This is a genomic window from Citrobacter sp. Cb080 (genome assembly GCF_030334745.1).
In the GTDB taxonomy this organism is placed as follows: domain Bacteria; phylum Pseudomonadota; class Gammaproteobacteria; order Enterobacterales; family Enterobacteriaceae; genus Citrobacter; species Citrobacter braakii.
The window spans coordinates 104,285-125,839 of record NZ_JAOWDG010000030.1; the positions used below are offsets into that span (position 1 = coordinate 104,285).

At 52.8% G+C, this 21,555-nt stretch carries 18 protein-coding genes and 1 pseudogene; 16 read left to right on the forward strand and 3 right to left on the reverse strand.

Annotation, left to right across the window (positions count from 1 at the left end; genetic code table 11):
- Positions 1-42 precede the first annotated feature (42 nt).
- A complete protein-coding gene (ackA, locus tag OGV38_RS05585; protein WP_016153843.1) occupies positions 43-1,245 on the reverse strand; it encodes an acetate kinase in 1,203 nt (400 codons plus the stop codon).
- 339 nt (positions 1,246-1,584) lie between these two features.
- Between ackA and yfbV the strand changes: the two genes are divergently transcribed.
- From yfbV to OGV38_RS05605, 4 genes are all read left to right on the forward strand, one after another.
- The gene (gene yfbV / locus OGV38_RS05590; RefSeq protein ID WP_016153842.1) at positions 1,585-2,040 is read left to right on the forward strand and encodes a terminus macrodomain insulation protein YfbV; all 456 of its coding nucleotides are present in this window, start codon (positions 1,585-1,587) and stop codon (positions 2,038-2,040) included.
- An 83-nt stretch (positions 2,041-2,123) separates the two neighbouring features.
- Positions 2,124-2,618, forward strand: a complete 495-nt coding sequence (locus OGV38_RS05595; RefSeq protein ID WP_016153841.1) for a YfbU family protein — start codon at positions 2,124-2,126, stop codon at positions 2,616-2,618.
- Positions 2,611-3,288 carry a sugar phosphatase gene (locus tag OGV38_RS05600; protein WP_085951065.1) on the forward strand — a complete coding sequence of 226 codons (678 nt, stop codon included), beginning with the start codon at positions 2,611-2,613 and terminating at the stop codon, positions 3,286-3,288. The genes OGV38_RS05595 and OGV38_RS05600 overlap by 8 nt, the downstream gene beginning before the upstream one ends.
- 77 nt (positions 3,289-3,365) lie before the next feature.
- Positions 3,366-5,198 (forward strand): SLC13 family permease, encoded by a 1,833-nt coding sequence (locus OGV38_RS05605; protein ID WP_137380921.1) that lies wholly within the window; start codon positions 3,366-3,368, stop codon positions 5,196-5,198.
- Between the two features lie 52 nt (positions 5,199-5,250).
- On the opposite strand, the gene yfbR is transcribed toward OGV38_RS05605, so the two are convergent.
- Together yfbR and alaA are read right to left on the reverse strand one after the other, a co-directional pair.
- Positions 5,251-5,850, reverse strand: coding sequence for a 5'-deoxynucleotidase (gene yfbR / locus OGV38_RS05610; RefSeq protein WP_003028083.1), 600 nt, complete (start codon positions 5,848-5,850; stop codon positions 5,251-5,253).
- A 95-nt stretch (positions 5,851-5,945) separates the two neighbouring features.
- On the reverse strand, positions 5,946-7,163 hold the full coding sequence (gene alaA, locus OGV38_RS05615) for an alanine transaminase AlaA (RefSeq protein ID WP_286473030.1): 1,218 nt from the start codon (positions 7,161-7,163) through the stop codon (positions 5,946-5,948).
- Positions 7,164-8,091: 928 nt separating this feature from the next.
- Here alaA and lrhA point away from each other — a divergent pair.
- The 12 genes and pseudogenes from lrhA to nuoL all read left to right on the forward strand — a co-directional run bounded on the left by lrhA (position 8,092) and on the right by nuoL (position 21,544).
- On the forward strand, positions 8,092-9,030 hold the full coding sequence (lrhA, locus tag OGV38_RS05620; RefSeq protein WP_016153838.1) for a transcriptional regulator LrhA: 939 nt from the start codon (positions 8,092-8,094) through the stop codon (positions 9,028-9,030).
- Between the two features lie 627 nt (positions 9,031-9,657).
- Positions 9,658-10,101 (forward strand): NADH-quinone oxidoreductase subunit NuoA, encoded by a 444-nt coding sequence (nuoA, locus tag OGV38_RS05625; RefSeq protein WP_003028077.1) that lies wholly within the window; start codon positions 9,658-9,660, stop codon positions 10,099-10,101.
- A 15-nt stretch (positions 10,102-10,116) separates the two neighbouring features.
- On the forward strand, positions 10,117-10,779 hold the full coding sequence (gene nuoB, locus OGV38_RS05630; RefSeq protein WP_003028075.1) for an NADH-quinone oxidoreductase subunit NuoB: 663 nt from the start codon (positions 10,117-10,119) through the stop codon (positions 10,777-10,779).
- Between the two features lie 85 nt (positions 10,780-10,864).
- Positions 10,865-12,667, forward strand: a complete 1,803-nt coding sequence (gene nuoC, locus OGV38_RS05635) for an NADH-quinone oxidoreductase subunit C/D (protein WP_016153837.1) — start codon at positions 10,865-10,867, stop codon at positions 12,665-12,667.
- Positions 12,668-12,669: 2 nt separating this feature from the next.
- Positions 12,670-13,169, forward strand: a pseudogene (gene nuoE, locus OGV38_RS05640) (NADH-quinone oxidoreductase subunit NuoE).
- Entirely contained in the window at positions 13,166-14,503 is a 1,338-nt protein-coding gene (nuoF, locus tag OGV38_RS05645) for an NADH-quinone oxidoreductase subunit NuoF (RefSeq protein WP_016153836.1), read from the forward strand. The pseudogene nuoE and the gene nuoF overlap by 4 nt, the downstream one beginning before the upstream one ends.
- A gap of 80 nt (positions 14,504-14,583) precedes the next feature.
- Entirely contained in the window at positions 14,584-17,310 is a 2,727-nt protein-coding gene (gene nuoG, locus OGV38_RS05650; protein WP_046275945.1) for an NADH-quinone oxidoreductase subunit NuoG, read from the forward strand.
- Positions 17,307-18,284, forward strand: a complete 978-nt coding sequence (nuoH, locus tag OGV38_RS05655) for an NADH-quinone oxidoreductase subunit NuoH (protein WP_016153834.1) — start codon at positions 17,307-17,309, stop codon at positions 18,282-18,284. The genes nuoG and nuoH overlap by 4 nt, the downstream gene beginning before the upstream one ends.
- A gap of 14 nt (positions 18,285-18,298) precedes the next feature.
- Positions 18,299-18,841, forward strand: a complete 543-nt coding sequence (gene nuoI, locus OGV38_RS05660) for an NADH-quinone oxidoreductase subunit NuoI (protein WP_286473031.1) — start codon at positions 18,299-18,301, stop codon at positions 18,839-18,841.
- Positions 18,842-18,852: 11 nt separating this feature from the next.
- On the forward strand, positions 18,853-19,407 hold the full coding sequence (gene nuoJ, locus OGV38_RS05665; RefSeq protein ID WP_016153833.1) for an NADH-quinone oxidoreductase subunit J: 555 nt from the start codon (positions 18,853-18,855) through the stop codon (positions 19,405-19,407).
- Positions 19,404-19,706, forward strand: coding sequence for an NADH-quinone oxidoreductase subunit NuoK (gene nuoK, locus OGV38_RS05670; protein WP_006683663.1), 303 nt, complete (start codon positions 19,404-19,406; stop codon positions 19,704-19,706). Before nuoJ ends, nuoK begins: the two co-directional genes overlap by 4 nt.
- Positions 19,703-21,544, forward strand: coding sequence for an NADH-quinone oxidoreductase subunit L (nuoL, locus tag OGV38_RS05675; RefSeq protein ID WP_016153832.1), 1,842 nt, complete (start codon positions 19,703-19,705; stop codon positions 21,542-21,544). Before nuoK ends, nuoL begins: the two co-directional genes overlap by 4 nt.
- Positions 21,545-21,555: the final 11 nt, after the last annotated feature.

Sequence of the window (21,555 nt, forward strand, 5' to 3'; positions counted from 1 at the left end):
GGGTTACAAAACAGCACCGCCAGCTAGGCTGGCGGTGTGAAATCAGGCAGTCAGACGGCTCGCGTCTTGCGCGATAACCAGTTCTTCGTTGGTTGGGATAACCACCGCAGGACGGGTACCTTCTTTGTTGATGAAACCAGATTTGCCGAAACGTGCGGCCAGGTTACGTTCGTGGTCAACTTCAAAGCCCAGAACGCCCAGTTTGCCCAGAGACAGTTCACGAACCATCGCTGCGTTTTCACCGATACCACCGGTGAAGACAACTGCATCCAGACGACCATCCATCAGCGCAGTGTAAGAACCGATGTATTTCGCCAGACGGTGACAGTAAACGTCCATTGCACGTTTAGCGTCTTCTTTAGTCGCGTAGTTATCTTCAACATAACGGCAGTCGCTGGTGACTTCGGTCAGACCCAGCAGGCCGGACTCTTTGGTCAGCATTTTGTTGATCTGGTCAACGCTCATGCCCAGGGTGTCGTGCAGGTGGAAGATGATCGCCGGGTCGATGTCACCGGAACGCGTACCCATCACCAGACCTTCCAGCGGGGTCAGACCCATGGAGGTATCAACACATTTACCGTTACGGATAGCAGAAACAGAACCGCCGTTGCCCAGGTGGCAAGTGATGATGTTCAACTCATCAACCGGTTTGTTCAGAATTTTTGCCGCTTCCTGAGTCACGAAGAAGTGGCTGGTACCGTGCGCGCCGTAACGACGAACACCGTGTTCTTTGTACAGGCTGTATGGCAGAGCATAGAGGTAAGACTCTTCCGGCATGGTCTGATGGAACGCGGTGTCGAACACAGCCACGTTTTTGTCTTTCAGATTCGGGAAGGATTTCAGCGCTTCTGCGATACCGATCAGGTGTGCAGGGTTATGCAGCGGTGCAAAAGAGGCTGCGTCTTTGATACCCTGAATAACGGAATCGTCGATAACCACAGAGCCGGTGTATTTCTCGCCGCCGTGAACAACACGGTGACCAATCGCAGTCAGCTGAGCAGACAGTTCTGGTTTTTGTGCCAGAATAGTATTAACGATAAAATTCAGCGCTTCACTGTGAGCGGCGCCTGCACCTAAAGCCGCTTCTTGTTTACCGCCGTCCATTTTCCACTTGATACGTGCTTCTGGGAGATGGAAACATTCGGCTAAACCAGAGAGGTATTCTTCACCGTTTACTGCATCGATGATGGCAAATTTCAGTGAGGAGCTACCGCAGTTCAGAACCAGTACTAACTTACTCGACATGGAAGTACCTATTTATGATACGTGGCTAAAAAAACGTCAGGAAGTCATAGAGCGTAGCGCATGATGACACCGACGTTTATGATTAACATCATGCGCCATAGTCTTTTTGGGCACGATGGAATAAATACCTTTGAGTCTATGTCATTTTGCGTATTTTTCAGCCAATGGCATACTATGTGTCAATTTGACGACTCAATGATTTTGGACTAAAGGCCTTACAGGCCGGCACAGGATACCTGAATGTGGGTATCAAAGACAAAATGTTTTGAACGATGTCCCTTGTAGTTGTTGTTTTGCACAAATTTTTTAATTTTTATATGTGAAGTTGAGGTAACCGCCATGTCGACACCGGATAATCGTTCCGTCAATTTTTTTAGCTTGTTTCGCCGGGGGCAGCACTATGCGAAGACGTGGCCAATGGAAAAGCGCCTCGCGCCTGTGTTTGTAGAGAACCGCGTAATCCGCATGACGCGTTACGCGATCCGTTTTATGCCGCCTATCGCCGTCTTCACCTTATGCTGGCAAATTGCGTTAGGGGGGCAGTTGGGACCGGCCGTGGCGACTGCGCTGTTTGCGCTCAGCCTGCCGATGCAGGGCATGTGGTGGCTGGGTAAACGTTCTGTAACGCCGCTGCCGCCTTCAATACTCAACTGGTTCTACGAAGTTCGGGGTAAATTGCAAGAAGCCGGGCAGGCGCTCACTCCGGTAGAAGGAAAGCCTGATTATCAGGCGCTGGCTGACACGCTTAAGCGCGCCTTCAAACAACTGGATAAAACTTTCCTTGATGATTTGTAATTGACCCCTGATTACGCATATAAAAGAAGGCACAAGATGCCTTCTTTTTTTTCATCGCAGTAGTAGTGATACAGGAGTCCCAAATGGAAATGACCAACGCTCAACGTCTGATTTTGTCTAATCAGTACAAAATGATGACTATGCTCGATCCCACTAACGCCGAGCGTTATCGTCGTTTGCAGACGATTATTGAACGCGGTTACGGCTTGCAGATGCGCGAGCTGGATCGTGAGTTTGGTGAGCTGACGGAAGAAACCTGTCGTACGATTATCGATATTATGGAGATGTATCACGCATTACATGTGTCCTGGACTAATCTTAAGGACGCGCAGGCTATTGATGAGCGCCGCGTGACCTTCCTTGGCTTTGACGCCGCAACGGAAGCCCGTTACCTCGGGTACGTACGTTTTATGGTTAATGTGGAAGGTCGTTATACCCACTTTGATGCGGGTACACATGGCTTCAACGCCCAGACCCCGATGTGGGAAAAATATCAGCGTATGCTGAATGTCTGGCACTCTTGCCCGCGCCAGTATCACCTGAGTGCGAATGAAATTAACCAAATCATTAATGCCTGAGGGGGCGAGCGTGCAGTGCAAAGGTTTTCTGTTTGATCTGGATGGAACGCTGGTCGATTCCTTACCCGCAGTAGAACGTGCGTGGTGCAACTGGGCCGATCGTTTTGGCCTCGATCACGCCGAGGTGCTCGGCTTTATTCATGGCAAGCAGGCCATTACCTCCCTGCGACACTTTATGGTGGGCAAATCTGAGGCTGAGATCGCCGCGGAATTCACCCGCCTGGAGCAGATCGAAGCGACGGAAACCGCGGGGATCACTGCGCTGCCGGGAGCGGTTGATTTACTCAACCACCTCAATAAAGCGGGTATTCCATGGGCGATTGTGACCTCCGGGTCCATGCCGGTCGCACGAGCGCGTCATCGTGTCGCGGGGCTGCCTGCTCCTGAAGTGTTTGTCACCGCCGAGCGGGTAAAAAGAGGCAAGCCCGAGCCAGACGCCTATCTGTTAGGCGCCCAGCTTCTGGGTCTTGCGCCACAGGAATGCGCGGTGGTGGAAGATGCGCCCGCTGGGGTGCTTTCAGGACTGGCTGCAGGGTGTCATGTGATAGCGGTCAACGCGCCTGTGGACACGCCGCGTCTGGATGAGGTCGATTTTTCGCTGACCAGTCTGGAACATATTTCTGTGACCAAACAGCCCAACGGCAATGTGGTCGTGGTAAGAAATACCTGAACATGATTTAGCCCCAGATTGTTGGGGCTTTTTTATGGCAGAATCGATCCATCCCTCTCATTTAACAAGGATATGTTGTGAACGGTGAATTGACATGGGTTCTCTCATTGCTGGCGATTGCCGTCGTCTTGTTTGTTACTGGCAGAGTGCGTATGGACGCGGTCGCTTTGCTGGTCATCATTGCCTTTGTTCTGAGCGGAACATTGAGCATCACAGAAGCCTTTTCCGGATTCAGCGATCCTAACGTTATTTTGATAGCGGCATTATTCATTATCGGCGACGGCCTGGTGCGTACCGGGGTGGCGACGGTAATGGGTGCCTGGCTGGTGAAGGTGGCTGGCAGCAGTGAAGTCAAAATGCTGGTGTTGCTGATGATTACCGTTGCCGGGCTCGGGGCGTTTATGAGTTCGACCGGCGTGGTCGCCATCTTTATCCCGGTGGTCTTAAGCGTTTCCATGCGCATGGAAATTTCCCCTTCACGCCTGATGATGCCGCTGAGCTTTGCCGGCCTGATAAGCGGCATGATGACGCTGGTGGCGACGCCGCCGAACCTGGTCGTCAACAGTGAACTGTTACGTGAAGGACTTAACGGGTTCAGCTTTTTTAGCGTTACCCCGCTGGGGCTGGTGGTTCTGGTACTCGGCATAATTTATATGCTGCTGATGCGCTTTATGCTCAAGGGAGAAGATTCCAGGCAGCCGGGAGACGGCTGGAAACGCCGGACCTTTCGCGATCTGATTAAAGAATATCGCCTGACCGGGCGGGCGCGTCGGCTGGCGATTCGTCCCGGTTCTCCTATGATTGGCCAGCGTCTGGATGATCTGAAGTTGCGTGAGCGCTACGGGGCAAACGTGATTGGCGTGGAACGCTGGCGTCGCTTTCGTCGCGTAATAGTCGACGTTAACGGGGTTTCTGAGTTTCGCGCCCGTGACGTATTGCTGATTGATATGTCCGCGGCCGATGTCGACCTGCGTGAATTTTGCAGTGAACAGTTTCTGGAACCAATGGTACTGCGCGGCGAATACTTCTCCGAGCAGGCGCTTGATGTGGGGATGGCCGAGATCTCTCTGATCCCTGAATCGGAATTGATCGGCAAAACGGTACGGGAAATCGCCTTTCGTACCCGCTACGGGCTGAATGTCGTCGGGCTGAAGCGCGATGGCACGGCTCTGGCTGGAGCGGTGGTGGATGAGCCATTGCTGATGGGCGATATCATATTAGTGGTGGGCAACTGGAAGCTCATCACACTGTTGGGACAAAAAGGGCGTGATTTTGTCGTGCTGAATATGCCGGAGGAAGTCAGTGAAGCTTCTCCGGCGCACAGCCAGGCACCGCATGCGATTTTCTGTCTGGTGCTGATGGTTGCTCTGATGCTCACTGATGAAATTCCCAATACGGTGGCTGCGATCATCGCCTGCCTACTGATGGGGAAATTTCGCTGTATTGATGCCGAAAGTGCCTATAAAGCGATTCACTGGCCAAGCATTATTTTGATTGTCGGGATGATGCCCTTCGCGCTGGCTTTACAAAAAACCGGCGGTGTCGACTTGGTGGTGAAAGGGCTGATGGATGTCGGCGGCGGGTATGGCCCGTATATGATGTTGGGCTGCCTGTTCGTGCTGTGTGCGACTATCGGGTTATTTATCTCCAACACCGCGACGGCGGTGCTGATGGCGCCAATCGCGCTGGCGGCTGCAAAGTCGATGGGCGTTTCACCGTATCCTTTTGCGATGGGGATTGCGATGGCGGCATCCGCAGCCTTTATGACACCGGTCTCTTCGCCGGTAAACACTCTGGTGCTCGGACCTGGCAACTACAGCTTTAGCGATTTCGTGAAGATTGGCGTACCGTTTACCATCATTGTGATGGCGGTGTGCGTGGTGATGATCCCGATGCTGTTTCCGTTTTGATGTTGTTGGCGGATGGCGACGAGGATGTCTTCGCCGCCACCGGGTCATGCGTTTATAGCGGAGAATCCTGGCTGATTTCATCTAATGAGAGGTGAAAACTCGGGACAAACACGTCCATAAAGTAGTCCATCTCTTCGCTGCGTCGCGACTCCAGCGTTTTTTCCAGACGCGTCTTGGCAAGCAGAAATTCGTTGTTACCGGCAGAGAGTTCCTCCAGACACTTCAGATACGCGCACAGGGCATCGGCCTGTTTAACAATCGATCTCTCTTCTTCACTTAAGGCATGTTCATCAATGAGCGGCGCAAAAATATCGCGCAGTTCATCAGGTACCATATCGACCAGCTTTTGCTGAGCAATTTTCTCTATCGCTTTATATTCCTGCGCAATCTGCGAGTTGAAATATTTCACCGGGGTAGGGAGATCACCGGTCAGCACTTCTGACGCATCGTGATACATCGCCAACAGAGCAATACGCTCAGCATTAACCTGACCACCAAATTTACGGTTTTTGATCGCGGCCAGCGCATGGGCAACCATGGCAACCTGCAGACTGTGTTCAGACACGTTTTCGGTGCGCACGTTGCGCATCAGCGGCCAGCGATTAATGAGCTTCAGACGGGAGAGGTGGGCAAAAAAATGGCTCTGCTTCATAACGACCCTTATATGATGGCAACCTAAGAGTCATTTTGCGCAGAGAAGGCTGTCAGATGCAAATACTCGTCATCCATCCGACAGCCTTTGTTTAATTACAACTGGTGATACCCTGACAGGAAACGCTCAAATTTACTCAACGACATTTCAATATCGTCAATACGCGGCAGCGTGACGATGCGGAAATGATCCGGCCACGGCCAGTTGAACGCTGTTCCCTGAACCAGCAGTACTTTTTCCTGTAGCAGGAAGTCGAGCACCATCTTCTGGTCGTCATGAATGTTGAAGCGTTTAGCATCAATTTTCGGGAACATATACAGCGCGCCGCGCGGTTTTACGCAGGAGACACCAGGAATGTCATTGAGCAGTTCCCAGGCGCGGTTGCGTTGTTCATACAGACGCCCACCAGGCATGATAAATTCGCTGATGCTCTGGTATCCGCCCAGCGCGGTCTGAATGGCATGTTGCGCCGGAACGTTGGCACACAGGCGCATAGAGGCCAGCATCTCAAGACCTTCAATATATCCTTTAGCATGTTTCTTCGGCCCGTTCAGCACCATCCAGCCCTGACGGAAACCGGCAACGCGATAGGTTTTTGACAGGCCATTGAAGGTGATGGTCAGCAGATCCGGCGCCATTGCAGCGATGGAGTGGTGTTCAGCATCGTCGTAGAGAATTTTGTCGTAAATCTCATCCGCAAAGATGATGAGGTTGTTCTGGCGAGCAATCGCAACAATCTCCATCAGCAGCTCTTTAGAGTAAACAGCGCCGGTTGGGTTGTTTGGGTTGATGATGACGATTCCACGCGTACGCGGCGTGATTTTGGCGCGGATATCATCCAGGTCCGGGAACCAGTCTGATGATTCGTCACACAGGTAGTGCACGGCATTACCGCCGGAGAGCGATACCGCCGCCGTCCACAGCGGATAATCAGGAGCAGGAACCAGCATTTCGTCCCCACTGTTCAGCAACGCCTGCATAGCCTGCACAATTAATTCAGAAACGCCGTTGCCGATATAAATATCTTCCACGGTTACATCGCGCATACCACGGGCCTGGTAATGCTGCATAATCGCTTTACGGGCGGAATAAAGGCCTTTGGAGTCGCAATATCCTTGCGCTGTTGGCAAATTGCGGATCACATCCACCAGTATTTCATCTGGCGCTTCAAACCCGAATGGTGCCGGGTTGCCGATGTTCAGTTTCAGAACCTTATTGCCTTCTTCTTCCAGGCGCTTTGCTTCCTTCAGAACCGGGCCGCGAATGTCATAACAGACGTTTTCTAATTTGCTGGATTTTTCAATGGGGGACATGAACGTTGACCTTTTTAGCTGTGAATGCCACTCCCTGCCATGGAAGTCAGCCCAGCACAATGTACTCCCACGGCGGTGAGTTTTGAAGGGTCTTTAGTAGAAGATTTTGAAAAGCTATGAAGTGATAATTAACTGTTAACAACTAAATAATGTAAAAATTATGAGATAATAATCTATGCGGGTGTTATTTGTTGGTAGTATATTTTGTTTTATTGGTTTGGTTGTGGTGAATTGTTTGGTCAAAAAAAGTTAAACCTGTAAAGCGAAATGTCACGGGTGTCTAAGCTGGGGGAAGTAATTCGAAAATACTGAGGTTTTAACTGCGGGACCTGTTATCGGCCTGATCCGTACGTGATACGGTGTGAATTCATTGTTAAGCAGAATTAATGAATTGAAGAATTCTTAATTAATTATTATTTAATATTTAAACGACATTAAATTGAATGGGCCAATAATAGCAAAACCGCTGCTCTGACATAACACCTGGTAGCCTGGAATTATTCACGATAACACTTATAAATATAGTGGTTTTAGGTTAAGATAAGTCTCATGAAATGGTAAGTAGTCTGAATTTTAAGATAATTCAAATGTTTGTTGGTTGTTCCTAACACACTGAAAAGTTAGTTTTTAATGTGTAAATTATTGTTCGTTAACTTTTTTTTAAATTTACAAAATTTACATGTTTTCCCTAAGTCAGAATCATCCAGCAGCTAAAAATTCGGCTCTTTCTCGTTGCTATATTCCGATGAATATCACGGGAATTAAAATAGCCAGGAAAGAGAATTGTTTCGTTTGTTAAACCAAATACATCCTTATTTTCACTTGGTTACACTAAGCGAAACTGCGAGGGAGGCACATTACAAATGGAGTTGTTTGATTCCAAATGCACAGCATTAACCCGGTATGACCCGCGAGTAAGTGAAAAACTATGATAAATGCAAATCGTCCGATAATTAACCTCGACCTCGATCTGCTGAGAACCTTCGTTGCTGTTGCCGACCTGAATACCTTTGCGGCTGCGGCAGCTGCGGTATGTCGAACTCAGTCTGCGGTGAGTCAGCAAATGCAGCGTCTTGAGCAACTCGTGGGGAAAGAGTTGTTCGCGCGCCATGGACGCAACAAACTACTGACCGAACATGGTATACAACTGTTGGGTTACGCCAGAAAAATACTGCGCTTTAATGATGAGGCATGCTCATCATTAATGTTTAATAATCTTCAGGGAGTGTTAACTATCGGTGCTTCTGATGAATCAGCCGATACCATACTGCCTTTCCTGCTCAACCGAATAAGTTCGGTTTATCCGAAGCTTGCGCTGGATGTGAGGGTCAAGCGTAACGCCTACATGGTGGATATGCTGAAGTCGCAAGAAGTGGACTTGGTTGTGACTACCAACCGTCCTGGCGATTTTGAATGTCTGAATCTGCGTACCTCGCCAACGCATTGGTACTGTGCTGCCGAATATATTCTGCAAAAAGGTGAGCCGGTACCGTTGGTTCTGCTGGACGATCCGAGCCCGTTTCGCGATATCGTGCTGGCGACATTAAATGCTGCTCAGATCCCGTGGCGTCTGGCTTATGTTGCTTCAACATTACCTGCGGTTCGCGCGGCGGTAAAAGCAGGGCTCGGCGTCACTGCGCGGCCTGTTGAAATGATGAGTCCGGATTTACGCGTACTGGGCGCCGCCGACGGATTACCGCCATTGCCTGATACTGAGTATTTGTTGTGCTGCGATCCGTCCACGCAAAATGAGTTGGCAGAAGTTATCTTTAAGTCGATGCAAACGTATCAAAATCCTTGGCAATACAATCAGTTTACCCCGGAAGGGGGAGATGACTCGCTGATTGTTGAAGGCGACTTTGAGTAATCCGTCACAAAAAATCGTTTTAAAATGTTAGTGTAAAAAAGAGCCACTGGTGATGAAAAAACATCCAGTGGCTCTTTTTTTAGGTAAATATTGCCGCTTTATGTCATTTGCTATACTAAAACTTAACAAAATCAGAAGGTAAAAAAACGGCCTGACACCTGGCTGAAAAATAAGCAGCAGCGTTACTAATTGTTTCCATGTTAAAAAACTAGAGAAATTGTTGCTGTTTTTTATGGTGAATTAACAAAAGCGTGTCACAGATCAAGAAAATACTCCCATTTAGGGGGAGGCATCTGGGTGAATTCCTGTCAAAATAGGTGAGTATTATCTTTTTTACTTCACTACGGACACGATTCAACAACATTAAAAATGACCGATGATGCGATCGAAATTGGTCTAAATAGCACTTTATGTTAATGAAGTTGGAGCGGTGTAAAATAATGTGAGGAAACTTTTGTTAAAGTTGACAAAAGGTTATAGAAAGGAGTAAAAAACCCCATCAATTAGCTGTATAAAATGGTTTTTCACAGTGATTGTAAGGTTTTTTTTATTCCTCCCCATGAATCGATGTGGCGTTCATCTGCCGAAAAGAGCAGAGAATTTGGCGCTACTTTTGATGAGTAAGCAATGAGTATGTCAACATCCACTGAAATCATCGCTCATCACTGGGCATTCGCTATCTTTCTTATTGTTGCCATTGGCCTGTGCTGCCTGATGCTCGTCGGTGGCTGGTTTTTAGGTGGTCGCGCGCGCGCGAGATCTAAAAACGTGCCGTTTGAATCAGGTATCGACTCGGTCGGCACCGCCCGCTTGCGCCTGTCTGCCAAGTTTTATCTGGTAGCCATGTTCTTCGTTATCTTCGACGTTGAAGCGCTGTATCTGTTCGCATGGTCAACTTCTATCCGTGAAAGCGGCTGGATTGGCTTTGTGGAAGCTGCAATTTTTATTTTTGTGTTACTGGCAGGTCTGGTTTATCTGGTGCGTATTGGCGCGCTGGACTGGACGCCCGCGCGTTCACGCCGCGAGCGTATGAACCCGGAAACGAACAGTATCGCTAATCGTCAACGCTAACCGCGAGGCATTAAGATGGATTATACGCTCACCCGCATAGATCCTAACGGTGAGAACGACCGTTACCCCCTGCAAAAACAGGAGATCGTAACCGACCCCCTGGAGCAAGAAGTTAACAAAAACGTGTTCATGGGCAAGCTGCATGACATGGTTAACTGGGGCCGTAAAAACTCAATTTGGCCCTATAACTTTGGCCTTTCCTGCTGCTACGTTGAGATGGTGACCTCGTTTACCGCCGTGCACGATGTGGCCCGTTTTGGTGCGGAAGTACTGCGTGCATCGCCGCGTCAGGCTGACCTGATGGTCGTAGCCGGAACCTGCTTTACCAAAATGGCGCCGGTTATTCAGCGCCTCTACGATCAGATGCTGGAACCGAAATGGGTTATTTCCATGGGCGCATGCGCCAACTCCGGCGGTATGTACGACATCTATTCTGTGGTGCAGGGCGTTGATAAATTTATTCCGGTCGATGTGTACATCCCGGGATGCCCGCCGCGTCCGGAAGCGTATATGCAGGCTCTGATGCTGCTGCAAGATTCCATTGGCAAAGAACGCCGTCCGCTCTCCTGGGTGGTTGGCGATCAGGGCGTTTATCGCGCCAATATGCAGTCAGAACGCGAGCGTAAACGCGGCGAACGTATTGCTGTAACGAATCTTCGTACACCAGACGAGATTTAATTTGCGCCTGTCGGCAGCAGCACTTCCTTCGCTTATCACTACATAAATAGCGCGAAGCACTGCCGACCACCACGGACCATTTGCAATGGTGAACAATATGACCGACTTAACCGCGCAAGACGCTGTATGGCAAACACGGGATCACCTTGATGACCCGGTCATTGGCGAACTGCGTAACCGTTTTGGGCCGGATGCCTTTACCGTTCAGGCGACTCGCACCGGGGTACCTGTTGTTTGGGTCAAGCGTGAACAATTACTGGAAGTTGGCGATTTCTTAAAGAGACTGCCGAAACCTTACGTCATGCTGTTTGACTTACACGGCATGGACGAACGTCTGCGTACGCACCGCGAAGGCTTACCTGCCGCGGATTTTTCCGTTTTCTATCACCTGATCTCCATTGAACGCAATCGCGATATCATGCTCAAGGTGGCATTGTCTGAAAACGACCTGCGCGTACCGACGTTCACCAAACTGTTCCCGAACGCCAACTGGTATGAGCGTGAAACCTGGGAAATGTTTGGCATCGACATCGAAGGTCACCCGCACCTGACGCGTCTGCTGATGCCGCATACCTGGGAAGGTCATCCGCTGCGTAAAGACTACCCGGCGCGTGCGACCGAATTCGATCCGTTTGAGCTGACCAAAGCCAAACAGGATCTGGAAATGGAATCACTGACCTTCAAACCAGAAGAATGGGGCATGAAGCGTAGTTCCGAAAACGAGGACTTCATGTTCCTCAACCTCGGTCCTAACCACCCGTCTTCTCACGGTGCGTTCCGTATTGTGCTGCAGCTTGATGGCGAAGAAATCGTCGACTGCGTGCCTGACATCGGCTACCACCACCGTGGCGCTGAAAAGATGGGTGAACGTCAGTCCTGGCACAGCTACATTCCGTACACCGACCGTATCGAGTACCTCGGCGGCTGTGTTAACGAAATGCCTTACGTACTGGCCGTTGAGAAACTGGCTGGCATCACCACGCCGGATCGCGTCAACGTGATTCGCGTTATGTTGTCTGAACTGTTCCGTATCAACAGCCACCTGCTGTACATCTCCACGTTCATCCAGGACGTCGGCGCGATGACGCCGGTCTTCTTCGCCTTTACCGACCGTCAGAAAATCTATGACGTAGTGGAAGCGATCACCGGTTTCCGTATGCACCCGGCCTGGTTCCGTATCGGCGGTGTGGCACACGATCTGCCGCGCGGTTGGGACAAACTGCTGCGTGACTTCCTCGACTGGATGCCAAAACGTCTGGATTCCTACGAGAAAGCCGCACTGCGTAACACCATCCTGAAAGGCCGTTCGCAAGGCGTTGCCGCTTACGGTAAGAAAGAAGCGCTGGACTGGGGTTGTACCGGTGCTGCGCTGCGTGCGACCGGTATTGATTTTGACGTGCGTAAAGCGCGTCCATACTCTGGCTACGAAAACTTTGACTTTGAAGTCCCGGTTGGCGGCGGCGTGTCCGACTGCTATACCCGCGTGATGCTGAAAGTTGAAGAGCTGCGCCAGAGTCTGCGCATCCTTGAGCAGTGCCTCAACAACATGCCGGAAGGCCCGTTCAAAGCGGATCACCCGCTGACTACGCCGCCGCCGAAAGAGCGCACGTTGCAACATATCGAAACCCTGATCACCCACTTCCTGCAAGTTTCGTGGGGACCGGTTATGCCGGCAAACGAGTCCTTCCAGATGGTGGAAGCGACCAAGGGTATTAACAGTTACTACCTGACCAGCGATGGCAGCACCATGAGTTACCGTACCCGTATCCGTACCCCGAGCTATGCGCACCTGCAGCAGATCCCGGTAGCGGTACGTGGCAGCCTGGTGTCCGACCTTATCGTCCACCTGGGTAGTATCGATTTTGTTATGTCAGATGTGGACCGCTAATTATGCACGAGAATCAACAACCACAAACCGAGGCTTTTGAGCTGAGTGCGGCTGAGCGTGAAGCGATTGAGCACGAGAAGCACCACTACGAAGACCCGCGTGCGGCGTCCATTGAAGCGCTGAAAATTGTTCAGAAACAGCGTGGCTGGGTGCCGGATGGGGCGATCTATGCGATCGCTGATGTGCTGGGGATCCCGGCAAGCGACGTAGAAGGTGTTGCCACGTTCTATAGCCAGATCTTCCGCCAGCCGGTAGGTCGCCCGTGATCCGCTACTGCGACAGCGTGGTGTGCCATATCAACGGCTATCAGGGGATCCAGGCTGCGCTTGAGAAAAAACTCAACATCAAGCCGGGGCAGACGACCTTTGACGGTCGTTTTACGCTGCTCCCGACCTGTTGCCTGGGGAACTGCGATAAAGGGCCGAACATGATGATCGATGAGGATACTCATGCTCACCTGACCCCGGAAGGCATTCCCGAACTGCTGGAGCGGTATAAATGAAAGACATTATCCGTACTCCCGAAACGCATCCGCTGACCTGGCGTCTGCGTGATGACAAACAGCCGGTCTGGCTGGACGAATACCGTAGCAAGAACGGCTACGAAGGTGCACGTAAGGCCCTGACCGGGCTGTCACCGGACGAAATCGTTAATCAGGTAAAAGACGCTGGCCTGAAAGGGCGCGGCGGTGCGGGTTTTTCCACCGGTCTGAAGTGGAGCCTGATGCCGAAAGACGAATCCATGAACATCCGTTACCTGCTGTGTAACGCCGATGAAATGGAGCCGGGTACCTATAAAGACCGTCTGCTGATGGAACAGCTGCCGCACCTGCTGGTGGAAGGCATGCTGATCTCCGCGTTTGCGCTGAAAGCGTACCGTGGTTACATCTTCCTGCGTGGTGAATATATCGAAGCGGCTGTGCATCTGCGTCGCGCTATTGCCGAAGCAACCGAAGCCGGCTTGCTTGGCAAAAACATCATGGGCACCGGTTTCGACTTCGAACTGTTTGTCCACACCGGGGCAGGGCGCTATATCTGCGGTGAAGAGACGGCGCTGATTAACTCCCTTGAAGGTCGTCGTGCTAACCCACGCTCTAAGCCGCCGTTCCCGGCAAGCTCTGGCGCTTGGGGTAAGCCGACCTGCGTTAACAACGTCGAAACCCTGTGTAACGTACCGGCTATCCTCGCGAACGGCGTGGAGTGGTACCAGAACATTTCGCAGAGCAAAGACGCGGGCACCAAGCTGATGGGCTTCTCCGGTCGCGTGAAGAACCCTGGCCTGTGGGAACTGCCTTTCGGTACTACCGCGCGCGAGATCCTCGAAGATTACGCGGGCGGCATGCGCGATGGCCTGAAATTCAAAGCCTGGCAGCCGGGCGGCGCGGGTACTGACTTCCTGACTGAAGCGCACCTCGATCTGCCGATGGAATTCGAAAGCATTGGTAAAGCCGGTAGCCGTTTGGGCACCGCGCTGGCAATGGCTGTCGATCACGAGATTGGCATGGTTCCTCTGGTGCGTAACCTCGAAGAGTTCTTTGCCCGCGAGTCCTGCGGCTGGTGTACGCCGTGCCGTGACGGTCTGCCGTGGAGTGTGAAAATTCTGCGCGCGCTGGAGCGTGGCGAAGGCCAGCCTGGAGATATCGAGACGCTTGAGCAACTGTGTCGTTTCCTCGGCCCGGGTAAAACCTTCTGTGCACACGCACCGGGTGCGGTGGAGCCGCTGCAGAGCGCCATTAAATATTTCCGCGAAGAATTCGAAGCTGGCATCAAGCAGTCCTTCAGTAATACCCATCAGATTGGTGGTATTCAGCCGAACCTGCTGAAAGAGCGCTGGTAATAGCAGGGTAACCCTGAATCGCGATCAGAAATTCGATTAACGCTCGGTTTTAGACCGAGCCAACTGGAAGCATGCTGACTATGGCTACGATTCATGTAGACGGCAAAGAATATGAGGTCAACGGAGCGGACAACCTGCTGGAAGCTTGTCTGTCTCTCGGCCTTGATATTCCGTACTTTTGCTGGCACCCGGCGCTGGGAAGCGTCGGTGCTTGCCGCCAGTGTGCGGTGAAGCAATATCAAAACGCGGAAGACACGCGTGGTCGCCTGGTGATGTCTTGTATGACACCGGCCACCGAAGGCACCTTTATTTCAATTGATGACGAAGAAGCGAAGCAGTTTCGTGAAAGCGTAGTGGAGTGGTTGATGACTAACCACCCGCACGACTGTCCGGTCTGTGAAGAGGGCGGTAACTGCCACCTTCAGGATATGACCGTCATGACCGGTCATAGCTTCCGTCGCTACCGCTTCACGAAGCGTACTCACCGCAACCAGGACCTGGGGCCGTTCATCTCTCACGAAATGAACCGCTGCATCGCCTGCTATCGCTGCGTACGTTACTACAAAGATTACGCCGATGGCGCGGATCTGGGCGTCTATGGTGCGCATGACAACGTCTACTTTGGTCGTCCGGAAGACGGTACGCTCGAAAGCGAATTCTCCGGTAACCTGGTGGAAATTTGCCCGACCGGCGTCTTCACCGATAAAACGCACTCCGAGCGTTATAACCGTAAATGGGACATGCAGTTTGCGCCGAGCATCTGCCAGCAGTGTTCTATCGGTTGTAACATCAGCCCGGGCGAGCGCTACGGTGAACTGCGTCGTATCGAAAACCGCTACAACGGTACCGTTAACCACTACTTCCTCTGCGACCGTGGTCGTTTTGGCTATGGTTACGTGAACCTGAAAGACCGTCCGCGTCAGCCGGTACAGCGTCGTGGCGATGACCTGATCACGCTGAACGCCGAACAGGCGATGCAGGGCGCGGCAGATATTCTGCGTCAGTCGAAGAAAGTGATTGGTATCGGCTCCCCGCGTGCCAGCGTTGAAAGTAACTTCGCGCTGCGTGAACTGGTCGGTGCGGATAACTTCTATACCGGTATTGCCCAGGGCGAGCAGGAACGTCTGCAACTGGCTCTGAGCGTGTTGCGTGACGGCGGTATTCATACCCCGGCACTGCGCGAAATCGAGTCATACGATGCGGTTCTGGTCCTGGGCGAAGATGTCACCCAAACCGGCGCGCGCGTTGCGCTGGCAGTGCGTCAGGCGGTGAAAGGTAAAGCGCGTGAAATGGCGGCGGCGCAGAAAGTGGCCGACTGGCAGATTGCGGCAATCCTCAACATCGGCCAGCGCGCCAAGCATCCGCTGTTCGTTACCAACGTCGATAACACCCGTCTGGATGATATCGCGGCATGGACCTACCGTGCGCCGGTTGAAGATCAGGCGCGTTTAGGTTTCGCTATCGCCCACGCGCTGGATAACAACGCACCGGCGGTTGACGGTATCGACCGTGACCTGCAAAACAAAATTGACGTCATCGTTCAGGCTCTTGCCGGGGCGAAGAAACCACTGATTATTTCCGGTACCAACGCCGGTAGCGCCGACGTGATTCAGGCTGCTGCCAACGTGGCGAAGGCGCTGAAAGGCCGTGGCGCAGACGTCGGGATCACCATGATTGCTCGCTCTGTCAACAGTATGGGGCTGGGTATGATTGGCGGTGGTTCCCTCGACGACGCGCTGACCGAACTGGAAACAGGTCGTGCTGACGCCGTTGTGGTGTTGGAAAATGACCTGCATCGCCATGCTTCAGCAATGCGTGTGAACGCCGCGCTGGCGAAAGCGCCGCTGGTACTGGTCGTTGACCATCAGCGCACGGCTATTATGGAAAACGCCCATCTGGTGCTTTCCGCCGCTAGCTTCGCCGAAAGCGATGGTACGGTAATTAACAACGAAGGGCGCGCCCAGCGTTTCTTCCAGGTCTATGACCCATCCTACTACGACAGCAACACCGTAATGCTGGAAAGCTGGCGCTGGCTGCACTCGCTGCACAGTACCGTGCAGAGTCGTGAAGTGGACTGGACGCAGCTCGACCATGTTATCGACGCGGTCGTTGAGAAGTTACCGCAGTTGGCGGGTATTAAAGATGCCGCGCCGGATGCAAGCTTCCGTATCCGTGGACAGAAACTGGCACGTGAACCGCACCGCTACAGTGGTCGTACCGCAATGCGCGCCAACATCAGCGTTCACGAACCACGCCAGCCGCAGGACAAAGACACCATGTTCGCTTTCTCTATGGAAGGGAACAACCAACCGTCTGCGCCGCGTTCGCAAATTCCGTTTGCCTGGGCTCCGGGCTGGAACTCCCCACAGGCGTGGAACAAGTTCCAGGATGAAGTGGGCGGTAAACTGCGTCATGGCGATCCGGGCGTGCGTCTGATCGAAGCTTCTGCAGATGGTCTGGATTACTTCACAACCGTTCCGGCGAGCTTCCAGGCTCAGGATGGTCAGTGGCGTGTCGCGCCTTACTATCATCTGTTTGGTAGTGACGAAATGTCCCAGCGTGCGCCTGTCTTCCAGACCCGTATGCCGCAGCCGTACATCAAACTCAACCCGGCTGATGCCGCGAAGTTGGGTGTTAATGCCGGTACGCGCGTATCTTTTAGCTACGATGGCAACACGGTTACGCTGCCGGTTGAAATCGCTGAAGGATTAACGGCAGGGCAGGTTGGTTTGCCAATGGGTATGCCTGGCATCGCGCCGGTTCTGGCTGGTGCACGTCTTGAGGATCTGCAGGAGGCACAACAATGAGTTGGATTACACCCGATCTGATTGAGATCCTGCTGAGCGTTCTCAAAGCGGTCGTGATTCTGCTGGTGGTGGTCACCTGCGGGGCATTCATGAGCTTTGGCGAACGTCGTCTGCTCGGTCTGTTCCAGAACCGTTACGGACCGAACCGTGTTGGCTGGGGCGGTTCGCTCCAGCTGGTTGCGGACATGATCAAGATGTTCTTTAAAGAAGACTGGATCCCGAAATTCTCGGATCGCGTCATCTTTACCCTGGCACCGATGATCGCCTTTACCTCGCTGCTGCTGGCTTTCGCCATCGTGCCTGTGAGCCCGAACTGGGTGGTTGCAGATCTGAACATCGGGATCCTGTTCTTCCTGATGATGGCAGGCCTCGCGGTATACGCGGTGCTGTTCGCAGGCTGGTCCAGTAACAACAAATACTCGCTGCTCGGTGCGATGCGTGCGTCTGCGCAGACGCTGAGCTACGAAGTATTCCTCGGACTTTCCCTGATGGGCGTGGTGGCGCAGGCCGGTTCATTTAACATGACCGACATCGTCAACAACCAGGCTGATATCTGGAACGTTATTCCGCAGTTCTTTGGTTTTGTCACCTTTGCCATCGCGGGCGTGGCGGTGTGTCACCGTCACCCGTTTGACCAGCCAGAAGCCGAGCAGGAACTGGCCGACGGTTACCACATTGAATACTCCGGTATGAAATTCGGTCTGTTCTTCGTGGGTGAGTACATCGGCATCGTCACCATTTCTGCACTGATGGTTACCCTGTTCTTCGGTGGCTGGCATGGTCCGTTCTTACCGCCATTCGTCTGGTTCGCGCTGAAAACCGCGTTCTTCATGATGATGTTCATTTTGATTCGTGCGTCGTTACCGCGTCCTCGTTATGACCAGGTAATGTCCTTCGGCTGGAAAGTCTGTCTGCCGCTGACGCTCGTCAACTTGCTGGTAACGGCGGCTGTCATTCTCTGGCAGGCGCAATAAGGGACACAAAGACCATGACCTTAAAAGAATTGTTAGTAGGTTTCGGCACCCAGGTACGCAGTATCTGGATGATCGGCCTGCATGCGTTCGCGAAACGCGAAACGCAGATGTACCCGGAAGAGCAGGTCTATCTACCGCCCCGTTTTCGTGGTCGTATCGTTCTGACCCGTGACCCAGACGGCGAAGAGCGCTGCGTTGCCTGTAACCTGTGTGCGGTAGCGTGTCCGGTAGGCTGTATCTCTTTGCAAAAAGCAGAGACCAAAGACGGCCGCTGGTATCCGGAGTTTTTCCGCATTAACTTCTCACGCTGCATTTTCTGCGGCCTGTGCGAAGAAGCCTGTCCGACAACGGCTATTCAGCTGACTCCAGATTTCGAGCTGGGTGAGTACAAGCGCCAGGACCTGGTTTACGAGAAAGAGGATCTGCTGATCTCCGGTCCGGGTAAATACCCGGAATATAACTTCTACCGGATGGCAGGTATGGCAATCGACGGCAAAGATAAGGGCGAAGCAGAGAACGAAGCCAAGCCTATCGACGTCAAGAGCCTGTTACCGTAAGGAGAGGGGCAATGGAGTTCGCTTTTTATATCTGTGGCCTGATAGCCATTCTCGCAACCTTGCGGGTGATCACCCACACCAATCCGGTACACGCACTGCTGTACCTGATTATTTCGCTGCTGGCGATTTCCGGGGTGTTCTTCTCGTTAGGTGCTTACTTCGCGGGGGCGCTGGAAATAATCGTCTACGCGGGCGCCATCATGGTGTTGTTCGTGTTCGTGGTCATGATGCTCAACCTCGGTGGTTCTGAAATTGAACAGGAACGCCAGTGGCTGAAACCGCAGGTGTGGATTGGACCGGCGATTCTGTCGGCCATCATGCTGGCGGTTATTGTTTATGCCATTCTGGGTGTTAACGATCAGGGCATCGACGGGACGCCAATTAGCGCGAAAGCTGTCGGTATTTCCCTGTTCGGACCGTATGTACTGGCGGTCGAGCTGGCTTCGATGCTGCTGCTGGCAGGTCTGGTTGTGGCCTTCCACGTAGGGCGCGAAGAGCGTTCTGGTGAAGTGCTGAGCAATCGCACCGATGACCGCGCGAAAAGAAAAACGGAGGAGCACGCATGATCCCCTTACAACATGGACTGATCCTCGCGGCTGTCTTATTCGTACTGGGCTTAACCGGTCTGGTTATCCGCCGCAATCTGCTGTTTATGCTGATCGGGCTGGAAATCATGATTAACGCCTCCGCGCTGGCCTTCGTGGTCGCCGGAAGCTACTGGGGCCAGACCGATGGTCAGGTGATGTATATTCTCGCCATCAGCCTTGCGGCTGCGGAAGCGAGCATTGGACTTGCGCTGTTGCTGCAACTTCATCGCCGTCGCCAGAACCTGAACATCGATTCAGTAAGTGAGATGCGTGGATGAACATGCTTGCCTTAACCATTATTCTGCCATTTATTGGCTTTGTATTACTGGCGTTCTCTCGCGGTCGTTGGTCAGAAAATCTGTCCGCGACCGTGGGCGTCGGGTCGATTGGCCTGGCGGCGCTGGTGACCGCGTTTGTTGGCGTTGACTTCTTTGCTAATGGTCAACAGGCCTACAGCCAGCCGCTGTGGACGTGGATGTCTGTCGGTGACTTCAATATCGGTTTTAATCTGGTGCTGGACGGCCTGTCGCTGACCATGCTCAGTGTGGTGACCGGTGTGGGTTTCCTGATCCACATGTTCGCCTCCTGGTATATGCGCGGTGAAGAGGGATACTCCCGTTTCTTCGCCTACACCAACCTGTTTATCGCCAGCATGGTGGTTCTGGTACTGGCGGATAACCTGCTGCTGATGTACCTCGGCTGGGAAGGCGTGGGCCTGTGCTCCTATCTGCTGATCGGTTTCTATTACACCGATCCGAAGAATGGCGCTGCGGCAATGAAAGCCTTCGTCGTGACCCGTGTGGGTGACGTGTTCCTCGCCTTCGCATTGTTTATCCTCTACAACGAGCTGGGCACGCTGAACTTCCGCGAAATGGTGGAACTGGCACCTGCTCACTTTGCAGATGGTAACAACATGCTGATGTGGGCAACCCTGATGCTGCTGGGCGGTGCGGTGGGTAAATCCGCGCAGCTGCCGTTGCAGACATGGCTTGCTGACGCGATGGCAGGTCCGACGCCTGTCTCCGCGCTGATCCACGCCGCGACGATGGTTACCGCCGGTGTCTACCTGATTGCACGTACTCACGGCTTGTTCCTGATGACGCCGGAAATCCTGCATCTGGTGGGGATTATCGGGGCTATCACTCTGGTACTGGCTGGTTTCGCCGCGCTGGTACAGACCGACATTAAACGCGTTCTCGCGTACTCCACCATGAGCCAGATTGGTTATATGTTCCTGGCTCTCGGGGTTCAGGCGTGGGACGCGGCGATTTTCCACCTGATGACGCACGCCTTCTTTAAAGCGCTGCTGTTCCTGGCATCTGGCTCGGTTATCCTGGCCTGTCACCACGAACAGAACATCTTCAAGATGGGCGGTCTGCGTAAGTCTATTCCGCTGGTGTATCTCTGCTTCCTGATCGGTGGCGCGGCGCTGTCGGCTCTGCCGCTGATTACCGCAGGCTTCTTCAGTAAGGATGAGATTCTGGCCGGTGCGATGGCGAACGGTCATATTAATCTGATGGTTGCAGGTCTGGTCGGTGCGTTCATGACCTCTCTGTACACCTTCCGTATGATTTTCATCGTGTTCCACGGTAAAGAGCAAATTCACGCTCACGCAGGGAAGGGGATTACACATCATCTGCCGCTGATTGTGCTGATGATCCTGTCCACCTTCGTTGGCGCACTGATTGTGCCACCGCTGCAGGGGGTACTGCCTGCGACGACCGAGCTTGAGCATGGTCGCGTGATGACCCTGGAAATTACCTCCGGTATCGTCGCGATTGCAGGCATTCTGATCGCTGCATGGCTGTGGCTGGGTAAACGTACTCTGGTGACGTCGATTGCCAACAGTGCGCCAGGCCGTCTGCTGGGTACCTGGTGGTATAACGCCTGGGGCTTCGACTGGCTGTACGACAAAGTGTTCGTCAAGCCGTTCCTGGGCGTTGCATGGCTGCTGAAACGCGATCCGCTGAACGCAATGATGAACATTCCGGCGATCCTTTCCCGCTTTGCAGGTAAAGGCCTGTTGTTAAGCGAGAACGGCTATCTGCGTTGGTATGTAGCATCAATGAGCATCGGCGCCGTCGTTGTGCTGGCTCTGTTGATGGTACTGCGTTGATCGTAAAGTGA

Excerpts from the sequence above, each read along its gene's own strand:
- alaA (WP_286473030.1), bottom strand. The coding sequence starts at position 7,163 with ATGTCCCCCATTGAAAAATCCAGCAAATTAGAAAACGTCTGTTATGAC.
- yfbV (WP_016153842.1), top strand. The coding sequence starts at position 1,585 with ATGTCGACACCGGATAATCGTTCCGTCAATTTTTTTAGCTTGTTTCGC.
- nuoA (WP_003028077.1), top strand. The coding sequence starts at position 9,658 with ATGAGTATGTCAACATCCACTGAAATCATCGCTCATCACTGGGCATTC.
- OGV38_RS05600 (WP_085951065.1), top strand. The coding sequence starts at position 2,611 with ATGCCTGAGGGGGCGAGCGTGCAGTGCAAAGGTTTTCTGTTTGATCTG.
- nuoF (WP_016153836.1), top strand. The coding sequence starts at position 13,166 with ATGAAAGACATTATCCGTACTCCCGAAACGCATCCGCTGACCTGGCGT.
- nuoG (WP_046275945.1), top strand. The coding sequence starts at position 14,584 with ATGGCTACGATTCATGTAGACGGCAAAGAATATGAGGTCAACGGAGCG.
- nuoI (WP_286473031.1), top strand. The coding sequence starts at position 18,299 with ATGACCTTAAAAGAATTGTTAGTAGGTTTCGGCACCCAGGTACGCAGT.
- lrhA (WP_016153838.1), top strand. The coding sequence starts at position 8,092 with ATGATAAATGCAAATCGTCCGATAATTAACCTCGACCTCGATCTGCTG.
- nuoB (WP_003028075.1), top strand. The coding sequence starts at position 10,117 with ATGGATTATACGCTCACCCGCATAGATCCTAACGGTGAGAACGACCGT.
- nuoH (WP_016153834.1), top strand. The coding sequence starts at position 17,307 with ATGAGTTGGATTACACCCGATCTGATTGAGATCCTGCTGAGCGTTCTC.
- nuoJ (WP_016153833.1), top strand. The coding sequence starts at position 18,853 with ATGGAGTTCGCTTTTTATATCTGTGGCCTGATAGCCATTCTCGCAACC.
- nuoC (WP_016153837.1), top strand. The coding sequence starts at position 10,865 with ATGGTGAACAATATGACCGACTTAACCGCGCAAGACGCTGTATGGCAA.
- nuoL (WP_016153832.1), top strand. The coding sequence starts at position 19,703 with ATGAACATGCTTGCCTTAACCATTATTCTGCCATTTATTGGCTTTGTA.
- nuoK (WP_006683663.1), top strand. The coding sequence starts at position 19,404 with ATGATCCCCTTACAACATGGACTGATCCTCGCGGCTGTCTTATTCGTA.
- OGV38_RS05595 (WP_016153841.1), top strand. The coding sequence starts at position 2,124 with ATGGAAATGACCAACGCTCAACGTCTGATTTTGTCTAATCAGTACAAA.
- yfbR (WP_003028083.1), bottom strand. The coding sequence starts at position 5,850 with ATGAAGCAGAGCCATTTTTTTGCCCACCTCTCCCGTCTGAAGCTCATT.
- ackA (WP_016153843.1), bottom strand. The coding sequence starts at position 1,245 with ATGTCGAGTAAGTTAGTACTGGTTCTGAACTGCGGTAGCTCCTCACTG.